The organism is Microcoleus sp. T3_D1 (assembly GCF_036700405.1).
Lineage (GTDB): Bacteria > Cyanobacteriota > Cyanobacteriia > Cyanobacteriales > Microcoleaceae > Microcoleus.
The window spans coordinates 15,491-35,325 of record NZ_JAUBOV010000053.1 but is presented as its reverse complement, the minus strand read 5'-3'; the positions used below and the strand labels follow the sequence as shown (position 1 = coordinate 35,325).

The window sequence follows — 19,835 nt, the reverse complement described above, 5'->3', positions numbered from 1 at the left end:
TTCCTTATTCATGTATGGTTCACTCAATCAGGCAGCAAAGCCTTGATTTGATTCACAAACTCTTGATGGTCTACCACAGGTTTAGAGATGTAACCGTCGGCACCGCTTTGATCCAGAAATGTTTCTTTATCACCAGCCATCGCGTGAGCCGTTACCAAAATAATCGGCAGCGAGGCCGTTTGGGGGTCAGCTTTGAGCAGTTGAGTAATCTTAATCCCGTCAACAGATTTGCCCTGGTACACGCTGCGCGAAAGAGACACATCCATTAAAATCAAATCAGCTTCGCCGTTGGCAGCAATCTTCATCACCTCTTCAACATTTTCCGTGTGCTTCACGGCTAAGCCCCCCCGCTTAGTCAGAATTTTGGAAAAAACCCGAGCATTAACCAAATCGTCCTCTACAATCAGAACGGTTTTCATAAATAAATATGGGAAGTATAGAAACTTTGTGACTTTAGTCCAAAGAGGAACACGGCACGGGGACTACATCCCCGTCAAAAATGCAGAGTTTTTAGCGCCATCAGCCGGGAACCCTGCAAAACCCGTATGTATATCCTTGAGCCACTAGCTGTGAGAGGGTTTACAGATGCCTAGAAGCATCCAGTACCATCATTTAGACTACTACACACAGACAGTTTAGTTCTTTTTTATCAAAAATTTGGGTTTAAAACCCTGTCCTTCTAGGACAGCTTTAATTTCTTAAAACTTTTTTCAAAAAGTCCGATAAGTTCCGATATCTGGGGTATAGTATAAAAGTCAAGGTCAAATTCGCAATGCCCTCGTGAAACAGGACATGAGACACACTTTTAGGCATAAACCGGGGGACGCAGAGCAGCGAAAACTCTTTAAACAGCTAGAGGCTGAATTCAGTAAGTCTTAAACCAGTCAAAACAAACTATTTTTAGGATTGTTAAGTAGGGTAGGGCATACCCAAACTCTAGATAAGTATTCTAGTACGCTTTTGGAGACAGACCCGCTGGGGTGGCTGCGAATCAGGCTCGTTAATTGGTAGGATTCTACGGTTGAAAAGTCGGAGTATTGCCTTTCATGACGCAACACTTAAAGGTTAGTCGCTGAATTAAGAATCCCCGCACCTTGATAGTCGGGGAGTGTCAAAACTAGACCTGGCACTGGTGAGAGTCTCAAGATTCTCAGGTAGCAGGTTTCTAGTACAATCCAGGACGGATGGACGACGCCTCGAAACCGGGTTTTTGATCGTTTCGGCGGGCTATAACGAACTCTTGCTATGAAAAAACCCGGTTTCTGACTACCCGTGCGTCCTGGACTATAGTATCCTCTGTTTCGGTCAAGCCTTCGGCTTCTACCATTTTAGATTTTAGATTTTAGATTTTAGATGGGAACTGATTGACTGGATATCCGTTTGGAACACGGGCCTACAGTTGCATTATTTTTTGAACTGGTATTAGATTCGGGAATGTGTGATAATTATTTTCCTTCCTTCTCATTAGAATCAAGCCATGTTTATTCACATACTCCCGTCGCCACAGCCTTTGAAGTAGCGAATCTAGCGGGGATTGTTGGAGATTCCTAATACTCAGTTTTAACCCCTCAAAACGGCTGAAAATATCCACGCTTGCGTTCATCAAGGGGATGTCAGACTAGGAGATATCGCCAGGAGAGCTTTTGACTGATGAATTCATCAATATCGGCATTTTTGACACTCTCAGCGAGTCAGGGCCACGCTGTATGGTTGAATAAGCCCAAAACTTGGACTTCACTCATAGTCCAGTCGCCTCTACACGCTCAGACCAAGTACCAGTACCAGAGATATTCCAATTCCGCTTACTTTTCTTTTTTAATAGTTTCGGAGTCCATCAGGCTTGCCAAAATACGGTAAGCTCGATCGTCTACCATTGCTGCTCGATCCACGCTACGGCTGTACCGAGACGAGATCAATCTGGGGTTTCTCCTGAATATAATATTTCTTCGTGTAGATGGTTATTCCTAATTGCAATTAAATTCTATCATGGATTGACGGGGACTCAAGTCCCTCGTGACGCTTTCCTAGGAAGAGCTAAAGCCTCACTACGTTCTGAGTTTCTGGCATTCCGTGCTCTCCTGTGAATCAACCTTCTCACGGCAGAAGGTAAATAGACAGGTAGGCGCAAAGGTCGGCAACATAGAGGTTAGGGTAAGAGTGGAGAGTAAGAGGCAAGTGTTGCCCGTCTTCGGGACTCTGATTCTGCTTTCACAAGTTAAGTTTATTTTTATTCTTCAACTGGGCGGTTGGGTCGAACTTTCGGTTCGCCTGCGGCAAAGGCTTTTCAATCGAGACAGGGAACCTCGGCATTATTGACAGAGGCTGTTTTCACTCAGGAATTAACGGACACAAGGACTCATGGCTAAACAACTCAACCTACTTTCCGGGCAAGTAATTTCTACGCCTCTGCACGCCGAGATGCAGCAATCGTACCTCGAATATGCCATGAGTGTGATCGTCGGGCGAGCTTTGCCTGATGTCCGCGACGGTTTAAAACCTGTTCACCGTCGAATTTTATATGCGATGCACGAACTCGGTCTGACGCCAGACCGACCTTACCGTAAGTGCGCCCGGGTAGTTGGAGATGTTTTGGGAAAATATCACCCCCACGGCGACCAATCGGTTTACGACGCTCTGGTACGCATGGTTCAGGAGTTTTCGAGCCGCTATCCTTTACTGGCGGGTCACGGCAATTTCGGTTCGGTGGACAACGATCCGGCGGCTGCTATGCGCTATACGGAAACTAGGCTGGCACCGATCGCCCACGAAGCTATGCTAACCCAAGTCGGCGATGCAACTGTTGATTTTACTGGAAACTTTGACAATTCGCAGCAGGAACCGACGGCGCTGCCTGCTCAGTTGCCGTTTCTGTTACTCAACGGCTGTACGGGCATTGCTGTCGGGATGGCAACTAATATCCCGCCACACAATTTGGGGGAGGTGGTAGACGGTTTAATTGCTTTGATTGAAAACCCGGAACTATCCGACGAGAAGTTGATAGAACTGATTCCGGGCCCAGATTTTCCAACCGGAGGGGAAATCGTTGCTACAGAGGGCATTGTTGACGCCTACACTAAGGGTCGAGGCAGCATTGCGGTCAGGGGTGTGGCCGGGGTGGAAGAGGTGCCAGGTAATCGCAAGGTGCGTACTAAAACGGCGATCGTGGTGACGGAATTTCCGTTTCAGGTAAATAAGGCGGCTTGGATTGAAAAGGTGGCGGAGTTGGTCAATGCTGGCCGCCTTGACGGTATTTCTGATTTGCGTGACGAGAGCGATCGCGAAGGCATTCGAGTGGTGATTGAACTCAAGCGGGAATTTACCCCAGAAGCGGTTCTGGCTCGTCTTTATCAACAAACTGACCTACAAACAAATTTTGGCGCGATTTTGCTGGCAATTGTCAACGGTCAACCCCGACAGTTGACGCTGAGACAATTGTTGCAAGAATTTCTGGATTTCCGGGAAGTGACTCTTACCCGCCGCTACAATTACGAGTTGCAAGCAGCAGAACGCCGCTGTCATATTGTCGAAGGCTTAATGTTGGCTTTGACAAATCTCGATACAGCGATCGACATTCTCAGAAATTCTCCTGACGGCACTACTGCTAAGCAAACTTTGCAAGTTCGCCTCAATTTGAGCGAAAGTCAAGCTGATGCGATTTTGGCGATGCCTATGCGTAGGCTGACTGGTTTGGAAAGGCAAAATTTGCAGTCTGAGTTTGATGAGTTGATGGCTAATATTCAAGAATTGCAGCGCTTGTTGAGCGACAGGCGCGAACTTTTGAAGGCTTTAAAGAAGGAATTTCGATCGCTCAAACGCAAGTACGCTGACCCCCGCCGCACTAAATTCGCCAATGGAACCGCACGCGCAGCAAACGCTGAATCACAATTTGCTGGTAAGAAAAATTCTGGGGTGAAGCAGTTGTCGCCGGCAACGATTCAGCCTAACTTATTGCCCGTTCTAGAGGCAGAGGAAACTATTGTTGAATTTTCGCACAAGCAGTACGTGCGACGCTTGCCGGCTGGGGAAAAGCCACGCTCGAAAAGTCGCGAAAAATCGGTTTCAGCTTTAGAAAAAAATGAAGATTTTATTGTGACGGCAAATCTGACGAAAACCGATCGCACTTTGGTTGTCTTAACTCCTAACGGCAAAGCTTACCCGCTGAAAGTGGCCGACATTCCTAGTAGTAGCGCCAAAGACCGGGGAACGCCGATCGTTAGTTTGTTGTCGCCGAGTGCTACTAAAGAAAGTGCCGGTCGCGCTTTGTCGGAAATCACAGTTGCACACTTTATTTTGCCGGAAAATTCGGAAGCGGCAGATTTAGTAACTCTGACTCAGCAAGGGAAAATTAAGCGCTTGCCGATGCAGGAATTTGCTGATTTGACTAATCGCGGCGTTACATTGGTTAAACTCAAGGAGGACGATCGCCTGCGCTGTGCGAGTCTGGCTAAAGTCGGCGAGCAAGTGGCGATCGCAACTTCAGGAGGCCGAGTCCTCCGATTTGAGATTGATGATGAACAACTGCCGCCAATGGGCCGCGCGGCCCAGGGATCTCAAGTAACCAGGTTGCGGAAGCAGGAAGAGTTGGTGGGTTGCATCACTCTCGACGCGAACGACAGTCTGGTGCTATTTTCCGAGTTGGGTTGGGCAAAACGAATGCCTGCAGGTTCTGTCAGACTTACTAACCGGGGCGAAATTGGCACTCAAGCTTTTCGTTTCTCAGAGCCTAAAGATGCTTTAGTTGGCTTGCTGCAGGCTGTTCCGGGTACGGATGTCAAACTTTTTACTAATTCGGGCCGCCTGCTGCGATCGACTATTGATGCTATAGCTTTTTGGGGGAAAGATGCTGCGGGCGATCGGGTTTTTGACCTCAATCCAGGTGAAAAAATTATCAAAGTTATCAGCAGTCAATAGTCATTAGTCATTGGTCATTATTCGCTGTGCCTCGATTGAGACTTGGCCTTGTTGCCTTCGAGCGTCTACGTCCAATTCTATTCCCCATTAAGCCTTGTTCCCAGGCTCTGCCTGGGAATACATACCCGGAGGCTCTGCCTCCAATTCCCCAATCTAATATCTAAAATCTAAAATCTAAAATTGTTTAATGGCGCAAGTTGTATTAGAAAATATCTACAAAAGTTTTCCGCTCCGCCAAGGAGAACAGGAAAAAGAAGCAAACACCGTCGCAGAAAGTGTCTCGCCTATAGCCGATCGCCCTGCGTCTAACAGCGTTTTGCGGCGCATTAACCTAACGGTCGAAGACGGCGAATTCATGGTGCTGGTGGGGCCTTCTGGCTGCGGAAAAAGCACTTTGCTGCGCTCGATCGCCGGTTTGGAAGTTTTGACTGCCGGCAATATTTGGGTGGGCGATCGGCTGGTTAACGATTTGCCTCCTAAAGACCGAGATATCGCTATGGTATTTCAAAATTATGCTCTCTATCCTCACTTAACAGTTTACGATAATCTCGCCTTTGGATTGCGCCGCTCGGAAAGAGAGAAAGAAGAAGAAAGAAGGAAGAAGGAAGAGGGAAGAAGGAAGAAGGAAGAAGGGATAAGGGGAAAGATACAAGGAGAAGAAGAAAGCATCCCGAAGATAGAAACAATTAGGAAGAAGGTAGAAAAGGTTATTAATGATTTAGCTTCTAATTCTTTAAAAAATCCTCTAAGTTATCCTTGGTTTGAGGACTTTTTAGGAGGAGCGACTCGCAAGTTGCCTCCGGGTTTGCGCTATTTGTCGGAACGGGAAAAGGCGGTAGGAAAACGAGTGCGGGAGGTGGCTGAATTATTGCAAATAGAATCTCTTTTAAATCGCTTGCCGAAACAACTTTCGGGAGGGCAAAAACAGCGGGTAGCTTTGGGTAGGGCGATGGCTAGAAATCCTGAAGTTTTTTTGATGGACGAACCGCTATCGAATCTTGATGCGAAATTGAGGGCCCAAACGAGATCGCAAATTGTGCAGTTGCAGCGACAGTTGGGAACTACAACTATTTATGTCACTCACGACCAAACTGAGGCGATGACTATGGGCGATCGGATTGCTATTATGAAGGTCGGCCAGATTCAGCAAGTAGCTCAACCTCTAGAGCTTTACAACAAGCCGGCTAATCTGTTTGTTGCTGAGTTTATCGGTTCTCCGCCGATGAATTTTTTGTCGGTGCAATTTACTGCTCCGTTGTTGATTTCTCACCCGCAATTTCGCTTTACTTTACCCGATATTTGGGCAAAAAGTCTACAACAATATGACGGGCGAGGGCTAATTTTGGGCATTCGGCCCGAACATCTGAGCATTAACCCTCCGGCTACCAAAAATCTTTCGGTACAAGTGGAAATTGTAGAGGCTTTGGGACACGAAACTTATTTGGGAGTTTGTTTGACGGATGCTCCGGCGGTGCGGATGCAAGTGCGGGTTCCTCCTGAGCGATCGATCCGAGTTGGCGAGGAGCTTTGGCTGGCCATCGCCCATGACAAAATTCACTTGTTCGACCCTGATACCGAGTTGGCTATTTTTCCTCGTTAGGCAAAATCATCAAGGTCGATCGACCGTTGTGACCGATATCACTAATCACAAGCTTGCATTTTTATCAAGGAATGTTATATTTATTTACATAAGCCTTACAAAAGTTAACGAAAGGAGTTCGCACTATGCAAGAACAAAAACGCAACGCTTGGAACTGGGGCTTCAGCGAAGGAGCCGAAAATTGGAACGGTCGTTTGGCGATGATTGGTTTCTCTGCCGCTGTCATCATCGAATTGGTTTCCGGTCAAGGTCTGCTTCACTTTTGGGGCGTGATGTAATTTTCAAGTTAAGACTTTTGTGACACTGCAAAGCTTGGGAGTTCCGTTACGGACTCCCAAAATTTTGACAGCGCGATGTGGGCCACAAATAGCCAATTGCTCCCTGCAGTTAGCAGCACAAAATTTAACAGCTATAGCTCAAACCGGGGCGGGGGGTCTCCCCCCCAAAAAAAGAGTGCGAATCACTCTTTTGGGTGATGCTAGCAAATTACTCTAGCGGATATATTCTTTCAAGATGCTGTTCCGGTTGGGATGGCGCAACTTCCGCAGAGCTTTAGCCTCGATTTGGCGAATCCGCTCGCGGGTGACGTTAAAGATTTGACCAATTTCCTCCAAGGTCTTCATCCGTCCGTCATCTAAGCCGTAACGCAGCCGCAGTACATCCCGTTCTCGAGGGCTGAGAGTATCCAAAACGCTTTCCAAGTCTTCCCTGAGCAAGTTTTTCGAGACTTGATCTTCTGGCGTTTCCCCGTCAGATTCAATAAAGTCTCCCAGACGCGAGTCTTCCTCTTTGCCGATCGGAGTTTCTAGAGAGATGGGCAACTGTGCGGACTTAGCAATGAACCGCAACTTCTCGATCGTCATTTCCATGCGGGTAGCAATTTCTTCTTCCGTAGGCTTGCGACCCATTTCCTGAGACAGGAGTTTGGTAGTTTTCTTGATCCGCGAGATGGTTTCGTAAAGGTGAACAGGTAGGCGGATAGTGCGCGATTGGTCGGCGATTGCCCGGGTGATGGCTTGACGTATCCACCAAGTTGCGTAGGTAGAAAACTTGTAGCCTTTTTCGTGATCGAATTTTTCAGCGGCCCGGATTAGACCCAAAGAGCCTTCCTGAATCAAATCTTGGAAAGACAAACCGCGATTCATGTATTTTTTGGCGATCGACACCACCAAACGCAGGTTTGATTGCACCATTTTCTCCTTTGCCCGACGGCCGACGTGAAGTCGGTGACGGAATGCAGGAAGTGCCATATCTACAGCATTCGCCCATTCGCTGTCTTTGGGTTCGCGGTTATACTCTTCGAGCAGTTGTTCTCGAACTCGCTCTAATTCCAGCAAATCTGCTATCTTGCGCGCTAGTTCAATCTCTTCGTCAGCTCGCAGCAGTCGAATCCGACCGATTTCTTGCAGGTAAAGACGAATAGAGTCTTCAGTATAATGCTTTTTCTTTGCCTGTGCCCGACGGCGGGCTTTGGCGCCTTTGCCAGATTTAGTGTCGTCCTCAGATTGAGAGTCCAAGAATTCTTCTCGATCGTCTTCTTCGTCGATAAAGAGTTCCAACTCGCTCTCAGGTAGAACGCTTTCGGCGCCCCGAAGCAACTCGAGTGTTTCCATTTCCGGTGTAATTGTGGTTGCGAGTACGGTGTTAGCCTGGATCATGCCGTCTTCCTCATGCTCCTGAATTAAAGAATAAATAACAGTGGAATAGTGTCTGTTTGTAGTTTAGACAAGTTAGCCAGTATTGACATTCCCGCAGGAAAAAATAGTGGGATTTTCGGTCTGCTAGCTGAATCTGTTACTGAAACTGCACCTGTTTTATGAGTCAAAGTTCGAGTTCCGGTTGGAAGCAGCCAGCGCATTCAATCGATCGCAGATTTTAACATCGCGACCTTGAATTGAGCTTGAGGCTTTTTCTTGCGGAGCGAGTTACCACATCATCTGCGATACCTTGCCCCCAGAAGCAAACCATGAAGTGCGATCGATCGCACTTCCAAAAATACTGGCTTTTTTACTCGGTACTTCGAGCTTTTACCCGTACAAGTTTTCCCGCACGGAACCCTCTAACTTTTGTATTGGAGGTGTCGAACTTTTGATGCCTTGCTTTCACTCTGGTTGTCAGACATGACAGTTGCACGGCAAATTTTCGCCACCTTGGATGCCGGTCTGCTGCCTCCAATGCAACAGCAGAGGGTTGAAGCACCAAACGGGGAGAATCCGATCTTGCCAAGACCTTTCCGATTGTAGCCTTTCTCACAAAAAATGGAAGTTGTTTTCCATTGTTTGTCAAGAACTAGGAAAACTCTGTCAGCTTAGCTTGACAATACTAACTCATGTCCGGCTCTGCTAAATCCTGAGAACGGCCCGCAAAAACTTTGGCACGATCGAACGGCGCTGTTTTCTGCGTATATCTGGGTGAACGGCTGCGGCGTAGTTGGCCAGACAGTTAGCAGACAATTTTTGAGTTGCCCAAATTGGGACCAATACCATCCGTGTAGATACACCCATCATTACCCTGTTTCCCTGAATTGAATCATACGCAATCTGCGATTGAATAAAGCTCGTAGCTTTAGTTTTAAGCCGGCCACTCTAGATTAGAGACCGACTCTGACCCCAAATGAAGCGTTGCGGGTTGAGTAGTGCAACAGGGGCTTTCATTGTTAAGTTAGCTCAAATCTCAGAAATTGGCTTTAATTTTGACGTTAAATCACATTAAGTTCTTAACGTCACATTCTTATTTAAGCAGTTCGACACGAGTTTGTCGCGTCAGTGGCAAAAACCACCAGGATAAATTCTACTGAGAGTTAACCCGCCGCACAACTCTCGGCTGCGAACTTCTCTAAAATTTTTGGCTTTGGGTTCGCACTTGCGCGATCGCACGCTCTCACAAACAATACAATTCGACATCTCCCGCAAGTATAACTTCACGATTCCTTTAAATATATCGTGACAGTGTGAAGATTCCATAAACCCCTTTAATTAAATTTAGATAGCCTTCCCGAATTGTCTTGATAATTTCAAGCAGACGCAAAAAAATCCCCAGCGGACGTTGATGCAACTACCTGCAGATAATAACTCCGCCAGGGAAGAAAAATTTACCCAGTTAGCGATGTGCTTGCTATTGTTGGAGAAGGCATAAGCTGCAGGATGCGCTTAAAGATGTGGAGGGGTAGGACGCTGGTGCGATGCTCAAAATTTTGTTATTATTTACAGCGTGTCATCAGAAAGCGCCGATCTAGGTTTGCTCTCTAAATCATTCCTGGCTCCTAGCTCAGCAATGACGAGATCGAAAATTGTCTATAAAGTTGATTATACTTGCTTACTATTGATGATTTCTAATAAAGCTTTATAAAAGACTTTGAAGCTTTTAGAACGATTCAATTCAGGATTCATATATTGAGAAATTTCGCTAGAGGCTTTATATTTTTCTAGTCCTCCCGGATGATATCCAGCTTTTTTCAGGACTCTTTCCAAAGCCTCCCATGTACCCCCTTTAATAGCATCGGGGTCGCGATACGGTTGTTGAGTAGCTAAATTGGGAGAGACTTTAGGGTAAGCTTGGCGAATTGCTTCAACCTCGCCGAAAAACCACGCTTCTAATTCTTCAACTACAATTCGATTTAAAACTTGGAATGATTTATCTTTTTGACAGGAAGATTTAGTGATTAATCCCGATGATATTGCTATTATTTCTAGTTGTTGTTTTAATTTAATACAATCTTCTCGATCTTCATCTATTAAAATAACAATTTTCCAATCAGGGGGAAGCCATGCTTGATAACCTTTCAAACGGTTAGGCAATTTAGCCAGTAAATCGGTTTTCCCTCGAAAAGCATGAATTTTATAGGTAACAGTCGATGGCAATATTTTGGGTAAAATCTGGGTTAAAGCTGATTCTAGTGATGCTTCTTCCACTAAAAACTCAAGATGCAAAATCCTCACCTTCTCTTTATTTTAAGTGTAAAATCATTGCGGTGCACCCGCATTTTTAAGCGGATTTCCCACCTCAAAGAAATCTTCCATCCACAGCGAACCCAGTAAGGCACCGTGTTCCATAAATTGTTTTACTCCCTGCATATCTGCGGTTCTTTTTGCTTGAGTAAAACCTTTCTCATCTCGATATAATACCCATAATTCCTCTGGTTTCAAACTATCCACAAAAAAGGGAGAATGCGTTGTCACCATTAATTGAGTATTCGCAGAAGCAGAACGACATTCTTCTGCAAGCTGAGGTAATAATCTCGGATGTAAATGATTTTCTGGTTCTTCTATCCCCACTAACTGCGGGGGATTTGGGTCAAATAATACTATCAAATAAGCTAAGAGCTTTAACGTACCATCGGAGGCAAATTTTGCCAGAATTGGATGAGAAAAAGGAGCATCTTTAATTTCCAACAAAAGTCTGCCATCCTGCATGATTGATGCTTCGACTTTTTCGAGGCGTGGAATACGAACGGAAAGGGTTTTTAATATTTCTTCTAACCGTTGGGGATGTTGTTCCTTGAGGTATTGGATAACATTTGGTAAATTATCCCCCGTGGCGGACAATCTTTCCTGTGCACCTGCTTCGGTAAGGCTGCGGGTATGATCTGCGGTTAAATATGATAAATACCAGCCTGTAATAAAACGTCTTAATGCACTAACACGGGGATGTTTGGCAAATTGTCCTAATGTATTTACTGCTAAAAATTCCGATGATTCTAATTTTTCGGTTATCCTTTCACCTTTTTCATCAGGACTTTCGCCACTAATGACTTGTCCTTCCCCTTTTTTGAAGTCTAAAAAACGAAAGGGTTTTCCTTTTCCAGATTGTCCGCGTCGCCAATGCAACCATTCTTCAGCAATGAAGGGACGATTATTTTCTTCATTTATAGCGAGATGATAGGTAATTAAAGGCGATGCGGATGTCTCTCGATATTTTAATTCAATGATAATGCAGCCTTCGCTGTCTCTGGTGCGTAATTCTCGAAATCTGCCCCGTCTATCCCAGGCTTTTCTTAGACTTTCGGTGAAACATTCGGATAGGAAAGCGAAAACATCGAAAATAGTTGACTTTCCGCTACCGTTGGGGCCTAAGAAGACAGTTAAGGGGGTGAGATTTTTGAGTTCGAGATTGTGCAAAGCACGGTAATTTTGGACTTTGAGATATTCTATACGGGGAATATTTTTCATCATTTCACCTCCTCAATTATAATCTCGGTTTTTTCAATCGTAATTTCTCCTTTAACGAACCGCGAAGACGCGAAGTGCGCGTTCGGCGAAGCCGTTCCCGAAGGGTAGGAAGAAAAGAGAAGAAGAAAAAACTAAAGTCCTGACTGCGAACTTAATTTAACCGCGAGACACATTACTGCTGATTCCGCAGGCGAGGGTTAACAAACTCGTTTAATCCTTCCCCTACCAAAGACAGTCCCACTACCATTAAAGTCATTGCTAAACCGGGAAACAAAGCTGTCCACCAAATGCCAGTAGGTAGCGCATCTAAAGCTAAACGCAAGTCGTGTCCCCATTCGGGAGTTGCTTCGGGAAGTCCTAATCCGAGAAATCCCAAACCTCCTAATGTTAAAATTGCATCGGCAGCGTTGAGCGCAAACAGCACCGGTACGCTCTGAATCACATTCAGAAACAGGTAGCGCGAAAGCACTGTCCAAGTGTCGGCACCCATTGCTCGCGCAGCTTCGACAAACAATTCGGTTTTGACGCTGACGGTATGATTCCTGACGACGCGGTAGTATTGAGGGATGTAGGAAATGCTCAGGGCGATCGCAGCATTCAAAACTCCTTTTCCCACTACAAACGCTAGCGTCAAAGAAAGCAGCAGCCCCGGCAAAGTATAAATTGTATCCATTAAAAATAACAGCACTCGATCGAGCTTACCGCCCAAATAACCGCTAACCAAACCCAGCGGCACACCGATAAACAAACTCAAAGCAGTGGCTAAAATTACCACGTGCCAAGCCGCCCGAGAAGCAAAAAGCGTGCGGGAAAACACATCGTAGCCGCTGCGGCTAGTACCAAACCAATAATTCGCCGACGGCGGTTCGTGGATGGGGTTACTCAAAGCCTCGGTAGGATTTTGCAGCCATCCCCAAGCTTGCATAGCTGGAGACAAGGTTGCTACCAATATAAACACGGCAGTTATTGTCAAACCTGCCCACATCATTTTCATTGACAGGCTTGACGGTGAGGCACTGTTGAGAAATCGCGGCAGTCGGAGGCGGCTTTGAGCCATAATGACGATCGACCTATATAAGACTTTTCGATTTTAGTAGCACTCAGGCGAAAAAACCCGGAACAATCAAAAATCCTCTCCCTTATTCGCCAAACACTTGCCAGAAACCGGGTTTTTTCGGGGGATGCGTCGCGCCTCGCGGGATACGGCTAAAAAACCCGGTTTCTTGACTCCACAGTGAGTCGAGGACTGTACAGGGGAGAAACCGGGTTTTTGGCAGGCTGGACGCAAGTTGAGTTTAGGTTGAATCTCTTGTGGGGAATCTCAAATCTAAAATCGATCGAATTCCTACAAATTACTGGCAATTAACTCGCGGTACTGGCTTTTCGGCTTAACTCCTTTGAGCTCAGCTACCAAATCTTTGTCTTTGAAATACTGAATCGTCGGCGTACCAATCACGCCAGCATTTTCAGCAATTTCTGGATCTTCTTCGATGTCAATTTCCACGTAGTGGATTTTGCCCTCGAACTCATCTACTACTTTGCTCAAAATCGGCTTGAGGCTGTGGCAAGGCCCACAACTCGGAGAGGCATATTTGACTACAATCAGTCGATCGCTATCGTGGAACAACTTCCGCAAAGCATAACCTCCTTCGTGGCGCGTGTCTTGGATATCAAAGTTCTCGCTGGTTTTGCGTACTTTTGGAGATTCCGGCGCTGCTGTGGGTTGCTCGGATGCCTCGGTTTGATGGAATTCCTGCGTTAAACCGTTGACTGACAGCCAACGTTCTGCCAGCATCGCCCCCATACAACCGCTGCCTGCTGCAGTGATTGCTTGGCGAAACTCGTGGTCTTGCACGTCGCCGACGGCGTAAACTCCCTCGACGCTGGTTTCTACCGAACCGTGTTTGGTAACGATATAACCTATTTCGTCGAGTTCTAGCTGACCTTGGAACAGTTGGGTGTTGGGAGTGTGACCGATCGCATAAAACAATCCTTTCACCAGCAAATCGCTCTCAGCGCCTGTCACGATATTTCTAAGTCTCACCCCGTCCATTTTGCCGCCCGCTTCGCCCAAAATATCCAGTGCTTCGGTGTTCCAGTGCACGGTAATTTTGGGATTGCTCAGCACTCGGTCTTGCATGGCTTTGCTGGCGCGCATTTGATCGCGCCGCACCAACATATGTACGTGAGAGCCGTATTTTGTCAAATAAATAGATTCTTCCGCTGCGGTGTCGCCCGCGCCGATTACAGCTAAATCTACTCCTTTAAAAAGTGGGGTAGCGCCGTCGCAAATCGCACAGGCAGAAATGCCGTGACTCCAAAATACGTGTTCGCTAGGCAGCCCCAGCCTTTTCGCCGTCGCGCCTGTAGCGATTACTATCGTGTGGGTTTTGATTTCTCTGTCTTCCGATCGCACTGTAAACGGCCGCTTGGTCAAATCCACCGAAATTACATCTTCTGTGTATAATTCGGCACCCCAGCGCGCTGCTTGAGCTTTCATCCGATCCATCAGTTGCGGCCCGGTGATGCCTTCGGGGAAGCCGGGAAAGTTTTCGACTTCTGTGGTGGTCATCAGTTGACCGCCGGGGACGCCTCCCATTTGGTAGCCTTCAAAGACTACGGGTTTCAGGTTTGCCCTCCCGGCGTAGATTGCTGCTGTGTAGCCTGCTGGGCCTGAGCCGATAATTACTAGGTTTTCTACGGTTTCGTTGGTCATAGCTATTTAATTAAACTCATAACGACTTCGTTTTACTAATTCTAGCAGAGTTCGATCGAGTTTGGTTTGATGCCATTGGGCGATCGAGCATCTGTATCTATTGTTGAGGGTCGATCGGTCTTCGGGGCAATTCCAGCTACTTTAATAAGCAAAAACAATCTAAAAGTCGATTTAGTTTTAAATGTTCGATCTATTTTAAGGGCTGAAATCTTAAGCAAATCTAAAGACGACCGAAATTATTGACTTCATCAAAAAAATGGGCGGAGCGAAGCGGAGGGCCCAAACCCCGTCACTTCGGCTACCCTTCGGCTACGCTCAGTGCAAGGCGAGCGTGCATCGCCTTTTAGGACGGCTTTACATGAATTTTTGTTAAGGTATACCATTTCACACAAGACGTGCTAGTCTGTGAAATAGCGTAGTTAAGGTCAGCATGACACTAAAAGCCTTCAGCTATCGATTCTACCCAACGCCGGAACAAGAAAGTTTGTTGCGACGTACTTTGGGTTGTGTTCGTTTGGTCTACAACCGTGCTTTAGCCACAAGAACGGAAGCTTGGTACGCAGAACAGAAACGGGTAGGCTATGCTGAGACTTCTTCAATGTTAACCGAATGGAAGAAAACTGAAGAACTAGATTTTCTGAACAAAGTTAGCTGTGTGCCATTACAGCAATGCTTGAGACATTTACAAACGGCTTATACCAACTTTTTTGATGGGCGGGCACAATATCCTAACTTCAAAAAGAAACGCAATGGTGGTAGTGCAGAATTTACCAAGTCAGCATTCAAATTCAGAGATGGACAAGTCTACCTAGCAAAAAGCACACAAGCGTTACCAATTCGCTGGAGCCGGACACTACCTGATGGTTGCCGACCATCAACTATTACAGTAAAGCTTGCACCATCAGGTAGGTGGTCAGTTTCTCTGCTGGTGGATGTTGAAATTGAAGCATTACCCAAAACAAATAATCAAGTCGGTATCGACCTGGGAGTTACAAGCTTGCTCGCTCTTAGCACTGGTGAAAAGATTGCCAATCCCAAAGGATTCAAGGCAAAATATCGCAAACTTAGAAGAGCGCAAAAATCTTTAAGTCGCAAGCAAAAAGGGTCAAACAACCGTCACAACGCACGGCTTAAAGTAGCCAAAGTGCATCAAGAAATCACTGATGCAAGGAAAGATAATCTTCACAAGTTAACAACACGGTTGGTGCGTGAAAACTTGCGCCATCGCCGTAGAAGACTTAGCTGTGAAGAATATGATTAAAAATCCCCAACTTGCGCTTGCCATAAGTGACGCAAGTTGGGGCGAATTGGTCAGACAACTTGACTACAAGTGCGATTGGTACGGTCGTACTTTAATTAAGATTGACCGATGGTTTCCGAGTTCAAAACGGTGTGGCAATTGCGGACACATCGTTGAAAAGTTGTCGTTGAATATCCGGGAATGGGAGTGTCCTAATTGCGGGACGCACCATGACCGAGACATCAACGCAGCAAAGAACATTTTGGCGGCAGGGCTTGCCGTGGCAGTCTGTGGAGCGACTGTAAGACCCGAACAGAGTAAATCTGTTAAGGCTGGTGCGAAATCCCCGTCAGGGACGGAAGCAGAAACCTAAGTCGTGAGTCTTAGGAATCCCCGTGCGTTTACGCCGGGGTGGATGTCAATCTCAATTATTTTACCTATTTACTTGGTTTGAGGCTTGTGGTACGATTTTCACAATCCAGGGGCATTATGACTAATTTAAGTTTTTGAGGCTGAAAGCTTTTAAACTCGTAAAATTAACGAATTCGCAAATGTAAGAAGTACAATTTTTTATGCAAAATCCGCATTTTATGGTTTAAGAATTGTAACGGAGATTTTGCCAAGTTTGACAAAATACAGTATTTGTGGTATGCAAGGTGCAAGCGGGGGGAAATTAGAAGGAAATTTTTAACCGCTTTGGAAGCACAGGCGGGACGCCCGTGCCACGATAAACATAGAATTTTGTAATTGTGTCTAGATGGATAAAATCAAGATATTGTTTGTGTGCAGCCAGAATAAATGGAGGAGTTTGACTGCCGAGAAAATATGCGAGAAAGTTAGTGGCTACAGTGTGCGATCGGCGGGAACGGAAAAAGGTGCAAGAATTAGAGTCACTGAGGGTTTGCTGGGTTGGGCGGATTTGATATTTGTGATGGAGAAGAAGCATGGCGATCGACTTCGCAGCAAATTTCCCGAAAGTCTCGAAGGCAAGAAAGTTATTTGCCTGCAAATCCCGGACAATTACGAATATATGGAACCGGAGTTAGTCGAGCTTTTGCAGGCGAAACTGAACCCCTATATGGAAATGCCAGAGAACGAGATAAATTTTATGCAGCGAGTTTTGGAACCGGAAGTGATGGATTCCTTGGAAGAGGCGATCGAATACGATTCGATGGATTTTGCTGAGGTTAATGCTGCTTTTGCTCAGAGTGCTGCGGCGTTGGGGCCGGTTTGTGGAAACGTTTTGGATGCGGGGACGGGTACGGCGAGAATTCCGATCGCAATTTCTCAAATGCGGCCAGCATGGAAATTGACTTGCATTGATTTGTCGGCAAATATGCTGAAAGTCGGGGCAGAAAATGTGGAAAAGGCGGGCGTGCGATCGCAAATTAAGCTGGAACTGATCGATGCTAAAGCCATGCCGTATCCTGACAATTATTTTGACATGGTGATTTCCAACAGCATTATCCACCATTTGCCCGATCCGCTGCCGTTTTTCCAGGAAGTCAAGCGGGTGTTGAAGCCGCAGGGAGGAATTTTTTTGCGGGATTTGCTGCGGCCGGAAAAAGCGGAAATCAGGGATAATTTAGTCAATCTGTATGCGGGAGATTGCAACGCGCATCAGAAGCAGTTGTTCAGCGATTCGCTGCAAGCGGCATTTACGCTGGATGAAGTTGAGGAGACGATCCAAAATGCCGGGTTGGATGGGTTGAGGATTTATGAATCTTCAGACAGACACTGGACGGCAGAACGTGCTTGGTGCGAGACTTTGTAGAAAGAAGTGGCTGGGAAAATTTTAGGTGAAGCGCGATCGACTGCGAAGAGCGAGTTGGTTTTTTCAGTATGGTAATGGAATTACGCGACGCATGATATTGCCGCTAATGTCTTCATCGCAATACTCAAGTAATTCGGGTTCCCAGTAAGCAGTTGCTAAAGTTAACCAACCGAGAAAAAAGCCAACTCCACCACAAATGAAGCATCCACCATCTCCACCTCTGAATCGATATTTTTCGCTAATTATCTCACAATCGTAAGGATTTTGGGCAATGTGAAGTCCGAAAAGGTTGGGCTGCAAATGGAGTGTCCAGTCGGCTCGATTGTCAGTTGGGTAGAAATCGCTTGGGCAGAAGTCTCCCCAGCGAAATAGAGTTGTGTTTCCTGCAGCGCAGGCATACTCCCATTCATCGAAAGTTAGCAAACGCAGCCCTTGGGCTGCCAATTCAGTCGTGATTTCTTCCTGCGTCTTGCTAATAATTTGCCAAGCCGCAACCGCACCATCCTTACCGCCCTCGAATCCGTATCTATTGCCACGATTAACGCTCGAACTTTGTGGAAACTCTTTTAATAAATTCTGAATTTTAAGTTCATCGGAACCGATCGGCTCAAAACCAATCTTTGTTGGTTGAATTTCTACAAGCATCGGGGAAATTGTCACCTTTCGAGGAGGTGTAGTGACGCTTTGTACGTAAGAGTAGATGTCTCGATCGATCTCATACTCCTCAGAACTATTTTGAAATGATTCAATTTGCTCGTCTGTCGGGCGAAAGTTGCTGGCTTCGTATCCGACTTGAACTTCGCCTCCTGGCATCAGAGAAAATAAAGCTCCTCCATACTCAAAAATGGCAATAGAGAGTTCGGGGCCGCCATCAGGGTAAAATCGCAAACCTTTAAAAATTACTGACTGTGGCAGATGTGCTGCTAATTCCTGTGAGTAGCGATTTTTTTGTTCTTCGCTCAAATTTTGCCATTCCTGCAATTCCATAAGCCAAAAGTTCCTCAACTAAACCTCTTCTACTTATCTAATTTTATAGCATCTAAAATTACTCGATCGCGCCCTCGGTGTTTAGCTTGATAAAGCGAACGGTCTGCCGCTGCAATCAGGTTTTCCTGGGAAGTTTCGGGCTGAGGAAACGTGCTCGCTACCCCCAAACTCAGCGTCACGAAAGAACACACCGCTGAATTAAGGTGTTCGATTTCTAGTTCTTTGACGCCCACTCGAATTTGCTCTGCAATCCAAACAGCTATTTCAGACGAAGTGCGGGGTAAAATTACCGCAAATTCTTCACCTCCGTAACGAGCTACCAGAGTCTCCTCCGAAACTTCGCCTGCTGAGTAATGTACAGCCTCAACAATAGTTTTGGCTACCTGCTGCAAACAAGCATCTCCCGCCTGATGTCCGTAAGTATCGTTGTATGTCTTAAAAAAGTCAACATCGCATAAAATTAAAGAGAGTTCTGCTGCTGCTTCTCCCATTTCTTGCCATTTTTTCTCTAAGTATTCGTTAAAACAGTGGCGGTTGGCAACCTGAGTTAATCCATCTAAGTTGGCAAGGCGATACAATTCGGAATTAGCTGCTTTTAATTGAGAATTAGCTGCTTCTAACTCGGATTGCGTGAGCGATAAATTGTAATAAAGTTCGCTCATAGACCAAGTAGCTTGCTGGTGAATTTGGGATAAAGCTACCCAGAGTTGATGCACGTCTAAAAGTCGGTAAACTTGAGGCTCTAACTGCACCACAATCGGCTCGTAAAGCAGTTCCGGCGGTCGCTGCACGGATCTCTGAGCTGCCATGACAATTAAGGCTACTCCTGGTAAAATCAAAATATCGGTTTGAGCTATTTGATACAAGGCTATAATCGGTCTGCAAGCAAATATATCTACTCCGTAAGGGCGGCTCATGCGTTCCATAAATCGCCGACGCGATATCATCCCTAAAAATTCCCCATTTACGGTCAAGATAACTCCCGGAAGCAGCGGGTGAGATTGAAACAACCGAGCTACTTCTTTGGCGAGATATGAGGAGTCAACCTGAAAATTGAATAGAGCCAGATCCTTAAGGGTAGACTCTAAAGATAAATTTTGGGGTGAGTGTTCTGGCGAGTTAGACGGCTCAATAAATTCAACAGACACAGCGCAGATCCGAATAAACAATAAACCAGCAACAAAGCTAGTGTCAGCTCTTAAATTATATAATTATTTATTTCTTACCATTGGTTGTATTATTTACTACACTATTTTTAAATAATGGAAACTGCTGCTGCCTGAGTTTTTGCCGTAGCTGCATTGCATTGATTCATGCTCACTAAATTACAGATTTATTGAATTATTCTCTATTTTTTTCCTCGATTTTTGATGAGGGGCTTTTTACGGCGTAAAAAAACCGATTTCGACGCCATTCCTCAACTCATTGACCGAAAGCAT

At 45.9% G+C, this 19,835-nt stretch carries 16 protein-coding genes; 6 read left to right on the top strand and 10 right to left on the bottom strand.

Annotated features, from left to right (window positions below):
* Nucleotides 1-23: 23 nt before the first annotated feature.
* Complete coding sequence (locus tag QT992_RS22155; RefSeq protein WP_333316266.1) at nt 24-419, bottom strand: response regulator; 396 nt, start codon at nt 417-419, stop codon at nt 24-26.
* 1,939 nt (nt 420-2,358) lie between these two features.
* Here QT992_RS22155 and QT992_RS22150 point away from each other — a divergent pair.
* The 3 genes from QT992_RS22150 to QT992_RS22140 all read left to right on the top strand — a co-directional run bounded on the left by QT992_RS22150 (nt 2,359) and on the right by QT992_RS22140 (nt 6,789).
* Nucleotides 2,359-4,911 carry a DNA topoisomerase (ATP-hydrolyzing) gene (locus tag QT992_RS22150; protein WP_333377729.1) on the top strand — a complete coding sequence of 851 codons (2,553 nt, stop codon included), beginning with the start codon at nt 2,359-2,361 and terminating at the stop codon, nt 4,909-4,911.
* 187 nt (nt 4,912-5,098) lie between these two features.
* Nucleotides 5,099-6,511, top strand: a complete 1,413-nt coding sequence (locus tag QT992_RS22145) for an ATP-binding cassette domain-containing protein (protein ID WP_333377726.1) — start codon at nt 5,099-5,101, stop codon at nt 6,509-6,511.
* 125 nt (nt 6,512-6,636) lie between these two features.
* Nucleotides 6,637-6,789: a high light inducible protein gene (locus QT992_RS22140; protein ID WP_015179166.1), complete on the top strand. Its 153-nt coding sequence runs from the start codon at nt 6,637-6,639 to the stop codon at nt 6,787-6,789.
* A 213-nt stretch (nt 6,790-7,002) separates the two neighbouring features.
* Here the strand turns inward: QT992_RS22140 and rpoD are convergent, their stop codons facing one another.
* The 7 genes from rpoD to trxB all read right to left on the bottom strand — a co-directional run bounded on the left by rpoD (nt 7,003) and on the right by trxB (nt 14,395).
* Nucleotides 7,003-8,169 (bottom strand): RNA polymerase sigma factor RpoD, encoded by a 1,167-nt coding sequence (gene rpoD, locus QT992_RS22135; protein WP_333316272.1) that lies wholly within the window; start codon nt 8,167-8,169, stop codon nt 7,003-7,005.
* Nucleotides 8,170-8,853: 684 nt separating this feature from the next.
* Nucleotides 8,854-9,018 (bottom strand): hypothetical protein, encoded by a 165-nt coding sequence (locus tag QT992_RS22130; protein WP_333054806.1) that lies wholly within the window; start codon nt 9,016-9,018, stop codon nt 8,854-8,856.
* A gap of 255 nt (nt 9,019-9,273) precedes the next feature.
* Nucleotides 9,274-9,474 (bottom strand): hypothetical protein, encoded by a 201-nt coding sequence (locus QT992_RS22125; RefSeq protein ID WP_333316274.1) that lies wholly within the window; start codon nt 9,472-9,474, stop codon nt 9,274-9,276.
* 342 nt (nt 9,475-9,816) lie between these two features.
* Nucleotides 9,817-10,422: a DUF4276 family protein gene (locus QT992_RS22120; protein ID WP_333337938.1), complete on the bottom strand. Its 606-nt coding sequence runs from the start codon at nt 10,420-10,422 to the stop codon at nt 9,817-9,819.
* Between the two features lie 51 nt (nt 10,423-10,473).
* A complete protein-coding gene (locus QT992_RS22115) occupies nt 10,474-11,682 on the bottom strand; it encodes an AAA family ATPase (RefSeq protein ID WP_333337941.1) in 1,209 nt (402 codons plus the stop codon).
* Nucleotides 11,683-11,851: 169 nt separating this feature from the next.
* The gene (locus QT992_RS22110) at nt 11,852-12,736 is read right to left on the bottom strand and encodes an ABC transporter permease (protein WP_333316280.1); all 885 of its coding nucleotides are present in this window, start codon (nt 12,734-12,736) and stop codon (nt 11,852-11,854) included.
* 288 nt (nt 12,737-13,024) lie between these two features.
* Complete coding sequence (gene trxB, locus QT992_RS22105) at nt 13,025-14,395, bottom strand: thioredoxin-disulfide reductase (protein ID WP_333337944.1); 1,371 nt, start codon at nt 14,393-14,395, stop codon at nt 13,025-13,027.
* A 430-nt stretch (nt 14,396-14,825) separates the two neighbouring features.
* Between trxB and QT992_RS22100 the strand changes: the two genes are divergently transcribed.
* The 3 genes from QT992_RS22100 to QT992_RS22090 all read left to right on the top strand — a co-directional run bounded on the left by QT992_RS22100 (nt 14,826) and on the right by QT992_RS22090 (nt 17,409).
* Nucleotides 14,826-15,656 carry a transposase gene (locus QT992_RS22100; RefSeq protein ID WP_333316284.1) on the top strand — a complete coding sequence of 277 codons (831 nt, stop codon included), beginning with the start codon at nt 14,826-14,828 and terminating at the stop codon, nt 15,654-15,656.
* Entirely contained in the window at nt 15,649-16,008 is a 360-nt protein-coding gene (locus QT992_RS22095) for an RNA-guided endonuclease TnpB family protein (RefSeq protein ID WP_333316360.1), read from the top strand. The genes QT992_RS22100 and QT992_RS22095 overlap by 8 nt, the downstream gene beginning before the upstream one ends.
* 384 nt (nt 16,009-16,392) lie before the next feature.
* Nucleotides 16,393-17,409, top strand: a complete 1,017-nt coding sequence (locus tag QT992_RS22090; protein WP_333337947.1) for a methyltransferase domain-containing protein — start codon at nt 16,393-16,395, stop codon at nt 17,407-17,409.
* 63 nt (nt 17,410-17,472) lie between these two features.
* On the opposite strand, the gene QT992_RS22085 is transcribed toward QT992_RS22090, so the two are convergent.
* Together QT992_RS22085 and QT992_RS22080 are read right to left on the bottom strand one after the other, a co-directional pair.
* Nucleotides 17,473-18,396, bottom strand: a complete 924-nt coding sequence (locus tag QT992_RS22085) for a hypothetical protein (RefSeq protein WP_333316287.1) — start codon at nt 18,394-18,396, stop codon at nt 17,473-17,475.
* A 29-nt stretch (nt 18,397-18,425) separates the two neighbouring features.
* Complete coding sequence (locus tag QT992_RS22080; RefSeq protein WP_333337951.1) at nt 18,426-19,544, bottom strand: diguanylate cyclase domain-containing protein; 1,119 nt, start codon at nt 19,542-19,544, stop codon at nt 18,426-18,428.
* Nucleotides 19,545-19,835: the final 291 nt, after the last annotated feature.